This is a genomic window from Amycolatopsis sp. WAC 04169, from assembly GCF_003947535.1.
Lineage (GTDB): Bacteria > Actinomycetota > Actinomycetes > Mycobacteriales > Pseudonocardiaceae > Amycolatopsis > Amycolatopsis keratiniphila.
Genome location: NZ_QHJI01000006.1, coordinates 109,116 through 121,561 on the forward strand (window position 1 = coordinate 109,116; position 12,446 = coordinate 121,561).

The 12,446-nt window shown below is 70.5% G+C and carries 12 protein-coding genes; 6 read left to right on the forward strand and 6 right to left on the reverse strand.

The window, feature by feature from the left end:
• The first annotated feature begins 40 nt into the window (after positions 1 to 40).
• Complete coding sequence (gene mtnA / locus DMC61_RS16720; RefSeq protein WP_125690055.1) at positions 41 to 1,006, forward strand: S-methyl-5-thioribose-1-phosphate isomerase; 966 nt, start codon at positions 41 to 43, stop codon at positions 1,004 to 1,006.
• On the opposite strand, the gene DMC61_RS16725 is transcribed toward mtnA, so the two are convergent.
• The 3 genes from DMC61_RS16725 to DMC61_RS16735 are packed head-to-tail and all read right to left on the reverse strand — an operon-like array spanning position 1,003 to position 3,686.
• Positions 1,003 to 2,223 carry a GNAT family N-acetyltransferase gene (locus DMC61_RS16725; RefSeq protein WP_125690056.1) on the reverse strand — a complete coding sequence of 407 codons (1,221 nt, stop codon included), beginning with the start codon at positions 2,221 to 2,223 and terminating at the stop codon, positions 1,003 to 1,005. The genes mtnA and DMC61_RS16725 overlap by 4 nt on opposite strands.
• Positions 2,224 to 2,277: 54 nt before the next feature.
• Positions 2,278 to 2,493, reverse strand: a complete 216-nt coding sequence (locus DMC61_RS16730) for a ferredoxin (protein WP_125690057.1) — start codon at positions 2,491 to 2,493, stop codon at positions 2,278 to 2,280.
• A 2-nt stretch (positions 2,494 to 2,495) separates the two neighbouring features.
• Positions 2,496 to 3,686, reverse strand: coding sequence for a cytochrome P450 (locus DMC61_RS16735; RefSeq protein WP_016332111.1), 1,191 nt, complete (start codon positions 3,684 to 3,686; stop codon positions 2,496 to 2,498).
• Between the two features lie 112 nt (positions 3,687 to 3,798).
• Between DMC61_RS16735 and DMC61_RS16740 the strand changes: the two genes are divergently transcribed.
• Both DMC61_RS16740 and DMC61_RS16745 read left to right on the forward strand, forming a co-directional pair.
• Positions 3,799 to 4,365: a TetR/AcrR family transcriptional regulator gene (locus DMC61_RS16740; protein WP_016332110.1), complete on the forward strand. Its 567-nt coding sequence runs from the start codon at positions 3,799 to 3,801 to the stop codon at positions 4,363 to 4,365.
• A 40-nt stretch (positions 4,366 to 4,405) separates the two neighbouring features.
• The gene (locus tag DMC61_RS16745; protein ID WP_125690058.1) at positions 4,406 to 5,308 is read left to right on the forward strand and encodes a phosphotransferase family protein; all 903 of its coding nucleotides are present in this window, start codon (positions 4,406 to 4,408) and stop codon (positions 5,306 to 5,308) included.
• Here the strand turns inward: DMC61_RS16745 and DMC61_RS16750 are convergent.
• Together DMC61_RS16750 and DMC61_RS16755 are read right to left on the reverse strand one after the other, a co-directional pair.
• Complete coding sequence (locus tag DMC61_RS16750) at positions 5,289 to 6,491, reverse strand: cytochrome P450 (protein WP_125690059.1); 1,203 nt, start codon at positions 6,489 to 6,491, stop codon at positions 5,289 to 5,291. The two genes, DMC61_RS16745 and DMC61_RS16750, sit on opposite strands and share 20 nt — an antisense overlap.
• Before the next feature lie 45 nt (positions 6,492 to 6,536).
• A complete protein-coding gene (locus DMC61_RS16755; RefSeq protein WP_199750014.1) occupies positions 6,537 to 7,088 on the reverse strand; it encodes a TetR/AcrR family transcriptional regulator in 552 nt (183 codons plus the stop codon).
• 52 nt (positions 7,089 to 7,140) lie between these two features.
• Here DMC61_RS16755 and DMC61_RS16760 point away from each other — a divergent pair, with 52 nt between their 5' ends.
• Entirely contained in the window at positions 7,141 to 7,689 is a 549-nt protein-coding gene (locus DMC61_RS16760; RefSeq protein ID WP_125690061.1) for a hypothetical protein, read from the forward strand.
• On the opposite strand, the gene DMC61_RS16765 is transcribed toward DMC61_RS16760, so the two are convergent.
• Positions 7,669 to 10,443: an FAD-binding and (Fe-S)-binding domain-containing protein gene (locus tag DMC61_RS16765; RefSeq protein WP_370456413.1), complete on the reverse strand. Its 2,775-nt coding sequence runs from the start codon at positions 10,441 to 10,443 to the stop codon at positions 7,669 to 7,671. The genes DMC61_RS16760 and DMC61_RS16765 overlap by 21 nt on opposite strands.
• An 86-nt stretch (positions 10,444 to 10,529) precedes the next feature.
• Here DMC61_RS16765 and DMC61_RS16770 point away from each other — a divergent pair, with 86 nt between their 5' ends.
• Together DMC61_RS16770 and DMC61_RS16775 are read left to right on the forward strand one after the other, a co-directional pair.
• On the forward strand, positions 10,530 to 11,705 hold the full coding sequence (locus DMC61_RS16770; protein WP_016332104.1) for a GAF domain-containing protein: 1,176 nt from the start codon (positions 10,530 to 10,532) through the stop codon (positions 11,703 to 11,705).
• Positions 11,690 to 12,316 (forward strand): response regulator transcription factor, encoded by a 627-nt coding sequence (locus DMC61_RS16775; RefSeq protein ID WP_125690062.1) that lies wholly within the window; start codon positions 11,690 to 11,692, stop codon positions 12,314 to 12,316. The genes DMC61_RS16770 and DMC61_RS16775 overlap by 16 nt, the downstream gene beginning before the upstream one ends.
• Positions 12,317 to 12,446: the final 130 nt, after the last annotated feature.

Below are 12,446 nucleotides of genomic sequence, written 5' to 3' on the forward strand. Positions count from 1 at the left end.
AGGCGGTCGCGACGGGACAACCGGATTTCACGGGGGAGCGATGCGCAGGACGATCGACTGGACCGGTGACGCGGTCACGATCATCGACCAGACCGTCCTTCCCGCCGAGTACCGCGTGCTCGAACTGCGCACGGTCGGCGAACTCGTCGCCGCCATCCAGCGGCTCGCGGTACGCGGGGCACCGGCGCTCGGCGCGGCGGGGGCGCTCGGCGTCGTGCTCGCCACCCGCGCGCCAGGCGACGTCGAGGCCGAAGCGCGACGCGTCGCCCAAGCCCGGCCGACGGCGGTCAACCTCAGCTGGGGCGTTTCCCGCGCCCTCGCGAAACTCCCGGAGGGGCCGGAAGCCGTTCTCGCCGAAGCGCTGGCGATCCTCGACGAGGACGAGCGGATCAACCACGAGGCCTCCCGGCTGGCGGCCGACGTGGTGATCGAGCACTGCGGGCGGCGGCCGCTCAAGCTGCTGAGCCACTGCAACGCCGGACACCTCGCGACGGTCGCCTGGGGCAGCGCGCTCGGCGTCGTCTGGCATCTGCAGGCCCGCGGCCTGGTCGAGTCCGTACTGGTCGACGAGACCCGGCCGCTGCTGCAAGGTGCCCGCCTGACCGCGTGGGAACTGGCCGAAGCCGGTGTCCCGTACCGGATCCAGCCCGACGGTGCGGCCGCCGCGGCGATGAGCCGCGGCCTGGTCGACTGCGTCCTCGTCGGCGCCGACCGGATCGCCGCCAACGGCGACGTCGCCAACAAGATCGGCACCTATGGCCTGGCGATCGCGGCGAAGCACCACGGAATCCCGTTCGTGGTCGTCGCCCCCTCGTCCACTGTGGACACTTCGATGCCGGACGGCGCCGGGATCGTGATCGAGGAACGCGATCCCGGCGAGGTCCTGGCCTTCGGTGGCACGAAGGTCGCGCCCGAAGGCGCGGAAGTGTTCAACCCGGCCTTCGACGTGACGCCGCACGAGCTGATCACCGCGGTGGTGACCGAGCACGGAATCCTGAAGCCTTAGAAGGATTCCAGGCAGGACGGCTCGCGGTCGGTGGCGAACGCGGCCGTCGCGCGCGAGACCGCGCCGGCGGTCCGTTCCTTGATGCGGCCCGCCGCGGCCAGGGTGCTCGGCCTGGTCCCGCCGAGGAAGATCGCGCCGAGGTCGGTGACGTCCAGTTCGAGATCCGGCGCGTCCTCCACGCGGGTCACTTGCGCGTGGCCGTCGGCGTCGGTGACGAGCCGCCAGTTCCCGGTGTTCCACGGGCAGAAGGCGTCGCGTACACCGAACACCAGGTCCACCGGGCCGTTGTAGCGCCGCGTGACGAGGGCACGATCGACATCGACGAGCCGGAGCCACAGGGAGTCGCCGCCGGACCGGGTCATGGCGCGCGGGTTGGCGAGCAGATGGACGAGCGGTTCGTCGAGGGCGGCGGACACCTCCACCGTGACGACGAGGTCGTAGTCGAGCAGGAAGCGATACAGCGTCGCGTACGCCTCCGGTGTGGTCGCGACCAGCTCCTGCACGGTCAGGATCCCTCGCGGGCCCTCTTCGTTCCAGTCGTTCTTCACCCGGTAGATCACATAGCCGTCGGGCAGGACGGCGAACCTGAACGCGGTCGCGCCGTTCCTCCGCCGCTCCGGGTCGTCGAGGTTGAACTCCCACGTCGCCCCGGGCCGGTCCAGCGCGCCGACCCGTTGGGGCGCTTCCTTTTCGTAGATCGCCTTGATCAGCGGGATCGCCTGCTCGCGGCCGACTTCGCGCACGCGCTCGGCTTCGAGTTCGACACCGGGCCGGAACGCGGACTTCGCGCGGATCTTCGCGCGGTAGAACTGTGCCGCGAGCCCGTATCCGAAGCGGGGGTAGATGACGGCTTCGGACGCCCACAACGCGGCGATCGGTTCGGCGCCGTCGTCGTGCAGGCCGTGCAACTGCGCCCGCATGACCCGGGTGAGCGCGCCCCGCCGCCGATGCCCCGGAGCGACACCGACCGACGTGATCCCCGCGAACGGCGTCGGCCCCGTGCCGGGAACGGTGATCTTCCTGGTGAGGATCTCCCCCATCCCGATCAGCTCGTCGCCGTCGAAGACGCCGTGCGAACGCTCGGGTTCGAACACCAGCCCTTCGCGGTGTTGGAAGCCTTCCGAAGGATCGGCGAGGAAAGCACGCGCCAGCATGTCCGAGAGTGCGGGCAGGTCGTCGGTGGTCAGGGTGCGGAGGGTCAAGCCGTCGTCGCTCACCCTGTTCGTACTACGCCCCTTCACCGACGACCGCCACGCATTAAAGGGCGGCGTTCAGGGCCTCGGCCCGATCACCTCGCCCTTTTCCGTCACCTCGATGGCCATCGCGGGGCAGGAATCCGCCGCGTCGAGCACCGTCTCGTCCGGATCCACCTCCTCCTTGACCACCGTCGCCACGGCGCCTTCGAGTTCGAAGACCTCCGGCATCAGCGCCGCGCACATCCCCGAGCCGATGCACGTGTTGCCATCGACCTCGACTTTCCAGCTCATGCTCACCATCCGATCGGCATGGAGCGGGGGCCCCGCACCAGCATCTGGGTCTTCCACACGATATCGCCGTCGAGGTGCAGCCCGGGGAGATCTCGCAGCAGCGCCTTCAATGCCTCCTGTAGTTCGAGCCTGGCCAGCGGGGCACCGAGGCAGTGGTGCACGCCGTGCCCGAAACCGAGGTGGGGATTGGCCTCCCTGCCGAATTCGAGGGTTTCCGCCGAGGTGAACTGGAGCCCGTCCCGGTTGGCGGCGCCGATCGCGACCATCACCGGCTCGCCCTCCTTCACCAGCACATCACCCACTTGGATGTCTTCGGTGGCGTAGCGGGCGAACCCGGCTCCGGCACCCAGCGGGACGAACCGCAGCAATTCCTCCACCGCGGCCGGGATCAGGTCCAAGTCCGCGCGCAGGCGGGCGAGCTGCTCCGGCTGTTCGAGCAGGGCGTAGACGAAGTTGGGGATCTGGCTGGCGGTGGTCTCGTGCCCGGCGATCAGGATGCCGATGCACATGTCGACCAGTTCCAGCTCGCTCAGCCGGTCGCGGACGTCGCGCGCCTCGATCAGCGCGGTCATCAGGTCGTCCTGCGGTTCGGCGCGGTGCTGCTCGACGAGCACGTGCATGTACGCCCGCAGCTCGTCCTGGTTGGCCATCATCTCTTCGGTGGTCAGCGGGCTGGTCGACAACGCGGCGTCGCTCCACACGCGGAACTTCGGCCGGTCCTCGACGGGAACGCCGAGCAGTTCGCAGATCACCGCGACCGGGATCGGCAGCGCGTAGTCCTCGACCAGATCCGCGGGCTGTCCCTTGGCCTTCATGTCCTCGATGAGGCCGGCCGCCAGCTCGGCGACGCGCGGGCGCAGCAGTTCGACGCGGCGCATGGTGAACGCCTTCGCGACCAGCGTGCGCAAGCGGGTGTGATCCGGCGGGTCCATGCTCAGGATCCCGCCGGGCCGCCTGCCGGGCGCCATCCGCGGCTCGTCCTTCTCCGCCGCCATCGCCCGGGAGAACCGCCGGTCGCCCAGCACGAACCGGGCGTCGGCATACCGGGTGGCGAGCCAGGCGGGCTCACCGTGCGGGAGCCGGACGCGGAGCATGCCCTTGGTGGCGCGGGCCGCCGCGTACGCCTCGTTGAGTTCGAGGCCGGCGTCCTCGTTGAAGGGATAGGCGACGAATTCGGTGTCTGTGGTGGTCATTTGTCCGGAAACCCCCCGGCTCGGCGGTTTGTAAGCAACTGCTTACAACGCTAACCATGATCACGCTGAGCGTCAATGCGCCTACCGTGCGACGCCCGGCTAGCCTTTGCCGATGACGGAAGAACCGCAGGTCCGCAGGCGCGACGCGGCCGCGACCAGGGCGGCCCTGCTCGACGCGGCGGCGGCCCTCTTCGCCGAGCGCGGCTTCGACCGGACGACCGTGCGCGACATCGCGAAACTCGCCGGCGTCAACCAGGCCTTGCTGTTCCGCTACTTCGGGTCGAAGGACGCGCTGTTCGAGGAGGTCCTGGCACGCGGTGGACGCGAGCAGATCGCCACCACCCCACCGGACGAACTGCTCGGGACGGCGTTGCGCAGCATGCTGGAATCCGACACCGGCCGCGACCGCACCCTCGACGCGTACCTGCGCTCGACGGGCCACGACAGCGCCGCGGCCGCCGTCCGGCGGCAGCTCGGCGAGGAGTACGCGAAGGTGCTCGCCACCCTGAGCGACGCCGACGACGCGGAGCTGCGGGCCGACCTCGTCCTCGCCTGGCTGCTCGGGATCGGCCTGGTCCGCGACATCACCGGCAAGGAGCCGCTGGCCAGCGCGGATCCCGACGACGTCTGCCGTCTGGTGCTCGGCGCGGCGCGGACCCTGCTGGAGCGCAGCGGGTAATTCCGTCGCCGTCCACGGCGCACTGCTCTACGGTCGTGCCGTGATCACGTTCCCGCCCGCCGGCACCGAAGCCGAGTTCGACGCGCTGACCAGGCAAGACCTGCTTCCGGCGGTGACGTCGCTCGGTTTCGGCGAAGCCGTCCCGTTCACCGAGGGCTCTCTGCCGGTCTACGCCGTCGGCGACGATCTCGTCCTCAAACTCTTCCCGCCGGTGCATCTCGACGAACTGCCCACCGAGCGGACGATGCTCGAAGCCCTGCACGGGAAACTGCCGATCCCGACGCCCGCCGTGCACGACACCGGCGAGCGGGACGGCTGGGGCTACGTGCTCATGGAACGCCTGCACGGCGAAACACTCAAGGACGCCTGGCCGAAACTGTCCACAGAGGACAAACATCGGCTCGCGCCCGAACTCGGCGAGGCGCTGGCCGCCCTGCATTCGCTGCGCGACCCCCGCCTCGACATCATCAGCCCGCCGGACTGGGCCGCGTTCGTCGCCGGACAGCGCGCGAAGGTCGTCGAGCACCACCGGCGGACCGGGCTCGACGAAAGCTGGATCGCGCAGATCCCGGCGTTCCTCGACTCCGTCGAGCTGGGCAGCCCGCCGGTCGTCCCGCTGCACACCGAATTCATGCGCGACCACCTCATGGTCACCCACGACGGCGGCCGTCCGCGGCTGACCGGGCTCTTCGATTTCGAACCGGCCATGCGGGGCGCGGCCGAGTACGACTTCGTCGCCGTCGGCCTGTTCGTTTCCGGCGGGGACAAGGATTTCCTGCGGCGGCTGCTCGCCGGCTACGGCACCGAGCCGGACGAGGAGTTCTCCCGTCGTTGCCTGGCGTACGCGCTTTTGCACGTGTACAGCAACTTCACCTGGTATCTCAGGGTTCTCCCCGCGCCGGAGGAACCGACGCTGGAGAGCCTCAGCCGCGCTTGGTGGTAGCCCAGGTCACGGGCACCGCCTCCGGGCCGCGGATCGAAAGCGGCGGACGCCAGGCGATGGCCGAGGCGGGAACCGCGAGGTCCAGCCCCGGGAGCCCGTCGAGCAGGGTCCGGAACGCGATCTCCCCTTCGAGCCGGGCCAGCGCCGCGCCGAGGCAGAAGTGGAGCCCGTGCCCGAAGCCCAGTTGCGGCGCGTTCCGGCGCCGGATGTCGAACCGTGAAGCGCCGGGAAAGGCGGCTTCGTCGCGGTTCGCCGCGCCGGTGTGCGCCAGCACGGCCTCACCGCGCCGGACCCGGCCGGCGCTCAGCTCGACGTCTTCCAGCGCGACGCGGAGCAGCGACGCGTCGGCCGGTCCGTCGAACCGCATGATCTCCTCGACCGCGCCTTCCGTCAGGCTCGGATCCGAGCGCAGCGCGGCGAGCTGATCCGGATGTGCCGTCAGCAGCACGATCCCGGTCGCGATCAGGCTGACCGTGGTCTCGTGCCCGGCGAGCAGGAGCTGGGTGGCGAGATCGATCAGCTCGGCCTCGGTGAGCCGGTCGCCGTCCTCGTCGCGAGCGTGCACGAGGACGCTCAGCAGATCCTCTCCCGGCGTCTCCCGTTTGACGGCCACGAGCGCCGCCATGTCGTCCGCCCCGTCACGCCGCGCCTGCGCCACTTCCGCCGGGCCGTACGCCATCGGCGTGACGATCACGCGCGACCATTGGCGGAACCGTTCCCTGCCTTCGTAAGGGACGCCGAGGATTTCGCACATGACCGCGGTGGGCAGCGGGAAGGCGAACATCTCCACGAGATCCAGCGGCGGCCCGTGTTCGGCCATCGCCCGCAGCAGTGTGCCGGCGATTTCCTGGATCCGCGGCCGGAGCCCGGCGATTCGGCGGACGGTGAAGGCCTGCGCCGTCAGCTTCCGCAGCCGCGTGTGATCGGGCGGGTCCATGTTCAGGATGCTGTGCTCGCCGGTGGAGAAGTCACCGGGTTCGATGAGGCACGGCGCGCCCGGGGCGAGCAGGTTCCGGGAGAACCGCGTGTCCGAGAAGATCAGGCGGACGTCTTCGTACCGGGTCACCAGCCAGCCTTCGCAGCCGCTGGGGAAGACGACCCGGGACATCGGCGGATATTCGGCGTAGATCGCGCCCATCGGGGTCGCGGGGTCGTCCTTCGCCGCGGGATAGGTGGCTGTCATGGAGCATGATGATGAGCGGCGCTGCGTGCGGCCGGAAGGCCCTTCTCACCAGGTGATAATCCCGCGCAGGAAGTCCAGATAGGCCGGGCGTTCCGGATCGGCCAGCAGGGTGCCGCCGCTCGCGCGGTGCGCCTGGATCAACCCGACGAACGCCGTGTACGCCAGCAAAGCGCGATGGCGGGCCTCGGTTTCCGGGCAGTCCATCTCACGGAAGCACCGGACGATGAACTCGACGCGCCGCGCGGTGACGTCGGCGAGCAGCGGGCCGATCACGGGGTCGCCGGCGTGCGCGAGCAAGGCCAGCTCCTCCCGCTCGTCCTTCCCCCCGAAGACGACTTCGAAGAGTTCACGCAGCCTTTCGGCCGGATCCGATATCCCGTCCAGCAACGTGATCAGCGCCTCGGTGTGCTGTTCGGCCCACCGGCGCACGGCGGCCTCGACCAGCGCGTCGCGGTTCGCGAAATGCCAGTAGAAACTGCCTTTCGTCGTCCCGAGTTTCGCCGCGATGGGCTCGACGGCGATCGCGCCGACGCCGCCTTCGCACAGCGCTTCGAGCGCCGCGTCCGCCCAATCCTCCCGCGCGAGCTTCCGTTTCACGCGGCATACGCTACCGTATGGGAAACCATACGGCACCGTACGGGAGGCGGACATGCCCTTCGGATCACCCGCGAACTGGGGCGCGACCACGGAAGAACGCCGCCGCGCGCAGCCGGCGGACACCCTGCTCGACGGCCCGATCGCGCGCTTCGACCGCGCGGTCACCGTGCGGGCGCCCGCCGCGCTCGCCTACCGCTGGCTCTGCCAGATCTCGGTCGCGCCCTACAGCTACGACCTGCTCGACAACCGGGGGAAGCGCAGCCCCGGCAGCCTCACCCCCGGCGCCGACGAACTCGCTCCCGGGGACACGCTGATCGTGTTCGAGCTGACCGAGGTGCGGCGGGGCCACAGCCTCACCGGGCGGACCTTCGCCGAATCCGAGAAGGTGTTCGGCCCGGTGGCCGCCACGTACTCGGTCGAGCCGATCGACGAGCGGTCGTGCCGCATGCTGTGCCGCATCGTCGTGACCTCGAAAGGGCTGCGCGGGCGCCTCAAGGAGTTCCTGCTCGGCTGGGGCGACCTGATCATGATGCGGAAACAGTTGCTGACGTTGAAGAAGTACGCCGAACGCGATGCGCGGCTAGGGCAGCGCGCGCCTTAACAGCTCCGCCAGGTGCACGGCCCGCCGCCCGTCGAGCTGCTCGATCTGCGTCCGGCAGCTGAAGCCGTCCGCGACCACCTCGGTGCCCTCGGCCGCGGCGCGGATCGCGGGCAGCATGCGGTCTTCGGCGCAGGCGACGGAAACGTCGTAGTGCCCGCGTTCGAAGCCGAAGTTGCCCGCGAGTCCACAGCAGCCGGAGTCCATTGTGGAATTGTGGATACCCGCGGCACGCATGGCGGCCTCGTCGGCGTCGAAGCCGAGCACGGCGTGCTGGTGGCAATGCACCTGGCTGAGTGCCTCGACGTCCAGCGAACGGAATTCCAGCGGCGAATCCTCGACGAGTTCCGCGAAGGTCCTGGTCCGTTCGGCGAGCAGTTCCGCGACCGGGTCACCGGGCAGCAGCGCGGGGAGGTCGCCGCGGAACAGCGCCGTGCAACTCGGCTCCAGCCCGGCCACCAGGTACCCCGACCGCAGGTACGGTTCGAGCACGGAAAGCGTGTGTCGCAACACTTTCTTCGCCACGTCGAGCTGTCCGGTCGACACCCAGGTGAGGCCGCAGCAGACGCCGCGATCGGGCAGGGCGACGTCGTAACCCGCGGCGGTGAGCACCTCGGCCGCGGCGTCGAGGACGTCCGGCGTGAGGTAATTGTTGAACGAGTCGGGCCACAGCACCACGGGCCGGGAGCCGGTCGCCCAGCGCTTGAGATCCGTACGCCGCCGGGTGAACGGCGCCTTCGCGAACGTCGGCAGATCCCGTTCCGGCGCGATCCCGCCTAGCTTCTTCAGCAGCCCGGAGAACCGGCGCGACATCGTGTTCGCCAGCCGGGGCGCGAGCGACGCCGCGCGCAGCCACACCGGCAGCCAGCCCATCGAATAGTGCGAAGCCGGGCGGATCCGTCCTTTGTGGTGCTGGTGCAGGAATTCCGCCTTGTACGTCGCCATGTCGACGTCGACCGGGCAATCGGACAGGCACCCCTTGCACGACAAGCAGAGATCCAGCGCCTCGGCGACTTCCTCCGAGCGCCAGCCGTCGGTGATCAGTTCGCCGTTCACCATCTCGGCGAGCAGATGCGCGCGGCCCCGCGTCGAATGCTTCTCCTCGCGCGTGGCGCGGTAGCTCGGGCACATCACGCCCGCCCCGGTGGTGTTGCGGCATTTCCCGACACCTACGCAACGCCGCATCGCCTGCCCGAAGCTCCCCCGGTCCTCCGGGTACGCGAGCGCAGTGACGTCTTCGAGCTCCAGCGGCGCGCGCCGGACGCGGAGATCGGCGTCGACCGGCCTGGGGTTCACCAGGATGCCGGGGTTCATCATCCCCGCCGGATCGAAGATCCCCTTGAACCGCGCGAAAAGCGCGAGGATCTCGGGACTGTACATCCGGGACAGCAGCTCCGAACGCGCCTGGCCGTCACCGTGCTCCCCCGACAGCGAGCCGCCGTGCGCGGCGACCAGATCCGCCGCCTCCTCCAGAAACGACCGGAATCCGGCGATCCCTTGCGGTGAAAGCAGATCGAAGTCCAGCCGCAGGTGCAGACAGCCCTCGCCGTAGTGGCCGTAGACGACGCTCTTGCGCCCGTGCTCACGCATGAGCCGCTTGAACTCCCGCAGGTACGCGCCCAGCCGCTCGGGCGGCACGGCCGCGTCTTCCCAGCCCGGCCAGGCTTCCGCTCCCCCGGCCAGCCGGGTCGCGAGACCGGCGCCCTCCTCCCGGATCCGCCACAGCCGCTTCTGCGCCGCCGCGTCGTCGAGCAGCGCGGATCCGGTCAGCGCGCCGCGAAGCGCGTCGATCAGCCCGCGCGCCTGATCCGGGTCGGCCATTTCGACGAACAACCAGGCGCCACCGGGCGGCAGGCCGTCGGCGCGGCCGGGTTCCAGCAGCGCGACGAGATCGGCGTCGACGCCTTCGACGGTCAGCGGCGACCACGGCAGGATGGCAGGGACCGCGTCGGCCGCGGCGATGTCGGACTCGAAGCCGAGCACCGCGAGTACCTTGCGCCGCGGGACCTCGGCGAGTGAGACCGTCGCTTCCAGCACGGTGACGCAGGTGCCCTCGCTGCCGACCAGGGCCTTGGCGACGTCGAAACCGTTCTCCGGCAACAGGTGTTCCAGTCCGTAGCCGGAGACCCGCCTGCTGAAGGAGGACAGTTCGGTGCGCAGCAACGCCAGGTTGTCCCGGACCAGCGCGCGCAGCTCGGAGAAGACCCGGCCTTCGGTGCCGGGCCTGGCCGCCCGGGAGTCCACTTCGGACGGTGAGGTCGGTCCGACGGTCAGCCGGGTGCCGTCGTAGAGCAGGACGTCCAGTTCGCGGACGACGTCGACCGTGCGGCCCCAGGCCACCGAATGCGAGCCGCAGGCGTTGTTGCCGATCATCCCGCCGATCGTGCACCGCGAATGCGTCGACGGGTCGGGGCCGAACCGGAGACCGTGCGGTGCGGCGAGCCGCTGGAGGTCGTCGAGGACGGTGCCCGGGGCGACCCTCGCCGTGCGGGCCGCCGGGTCGAGGCCGAGGACCCCGCCGAGGTGACGCGAAGTGTCGATCACGACGCCCGGCCCGCACGAGTTGCCCGCGACGCTGGTGCCGCCGCCGCGGGCGATCACCGGCAGCCCGGCCCGGCGGCAGGCGGCGGCGGCCTCGATCACCTCGCCGGTGCTCCGCGGCAGCACCACGCCCTTCGGCACGTGCCGGTAGTTGGAGGCGTCGGTCGTGTACAGCGCCAGTGTCGCGGCGTCGGCCAGGATCTCCACGGGGTCCATTCAAGACAACCGCGGGCGAGAACGCATCGGTGAACCTCTCCGGACGGGTGTGTCGGAAACCACGTCCGGTGTGCGATCGTGAGCGCGTGACGGCGAGACGGCACGCCGCTGAAGAGCTCGCCGCCGAGCACAGCGCGGTGCTCGGCGGGCTTCTTCGCGAGCGCGAAGAGCTGCTCGCGACCCTCGACCGGGTCGCGGCCCTCAACGGCACCGCGCGGCTGATCCGCGAGTCGATCGGCACGCATTCCGGCTTCGTCGCCGAGCTGGCCGGGCCCGAACAGGCGGTGATCCGCTGGATGTCGGGCACCCGCACCGACGCCCTGCAGGATCTCGCCGTGCCGATCGGCCAGGGCATCGGCGGACGGGTGCTCGCGCTGGGCAGGCCCGTGCGGGTCAACGACTACGTCAGCTCGCCGAGTATCACCCACCAGTTCGACGCGCAGGTCCGCGGCGAGGGGCTCGCCGCGATGATCGCCGTCCCGATCGTCAGCGGGACCGAGACCGTCGCCATCGCGTACGCCGCCATGCGCGAGCGCCGCGACTTCGGCGACGACGCGGTCCAGTCCCTCGAGGACATCGCCACCGAGGCCGGCCGGGCGCTGAAACTGGCGTCGGTCGCCGAGGCCGACCGCGAGACCGCGCTGTCCGCCGAGCGGCTCCGCATGCAGAGCGCGCTGCACGATTCGGTGGGCGCGCTGCTGTTCTCCATCGGCGTCCAGGTGCGGAACCTGCACGAGGACATCAGCGACAACCCGGCGCTCGAATCGCGGCTGCGGCGGCTGGAGGGCGACGTGTCGGCTGCGTCGAGGGCGCTGCGCGAGTCGCTGCTCGCGTTGTCGGAATCGAGCCCGGAACGCGCGCTCCCGGTGGAGCTGGCCGAGCACTGCCGTTCGTTCCAGGCGCGCTGCGGCGTCCCCGCGCGGTTCGTGCAGCTCGCCCCGGTGCCGCGGCTGGACGCCGAACGCACCGGCCTGCTGGTGGCGGCCGTCCGGGAGGGCCTGCTCAACGTCGAGAAACACGCCGAGGCGCTGTCCGTCGTGGTCAGCCTGCTGCCCAGCGACGACGGCGTGCAGGTGGTCGTCGCCGACGACGGGACCGGTCATCGCTCCGAAGAGGATGAGCCCGAGCCGGGGACCGGGATGGGGCTGCGCGCGCTGGCCGAACGCGCCGCGCGGCTCGGCGGCCGGGTCAGCCTGGTCCGGGACGACGACGATGGGTGCACGCTGCGCGCCTGGGTGCCGGAACCGTGCCGTCGCCGGTGACGGTCCTCGTCGTGGACGACCATCCGGTGGTCCGCGACGGGGTGAGCCTGCTGCTGCGCTACGACCCGGCGATGACCGTGGTCGGCTCGGCCGAGACCGGCCGGTCCGCGATCCGGCGGGCGGGTGAGCTGAAACCGGTGCTGATCCTGCTGGACCTGCGGCTGCCGGACATGCTCGCGCCCGAGGTCATCGCCGAACTCCGGCGCGTGCATCCGGCCTGCCGGATCGTGGTGTTCACAGCGCACGGCGACCATCAGGGCGTGCGGGCCGCGCTGGACTCCGGGGCGCACGGCTGCCTGCTCAAGGACGTCGCCGGGACGGATCTGGTGGCGGCGTTGCGGCAGGTGCTCAAGGGTGAGCGCGTCGTCGATCCGCGGATCTTTCCCGACAACGGCCAGCGGTCCGACGCGCTGGCCCGCAGCGGCCTGACGCGGCGCGAGTACGAGGTGCTGCGGTTGGCCGCGCAGGGCCAGACGAATCCGGAGATCGCGGAATCGACCGGGCTGGCGCGGAATACCGTCAAGACCTATCTGCAGTCCGCGCTGCACAAACTCGGCGCCCGGAATCGCGTCGAAGCCATCGGCAAGGCCTCCGAAGCCGGCCTCCTCTGACGCGTTTCGTCCTCTGAATGCGGTAGTTGCACGCGCAAGTACCGCATTCAGAGGACGAATTGCGTCGTGTCCGTTTTGTGTCCGGGTGGGTCTCCAAGTGGGGGTAACGCGGCGGAGGGTGCCCACGCAG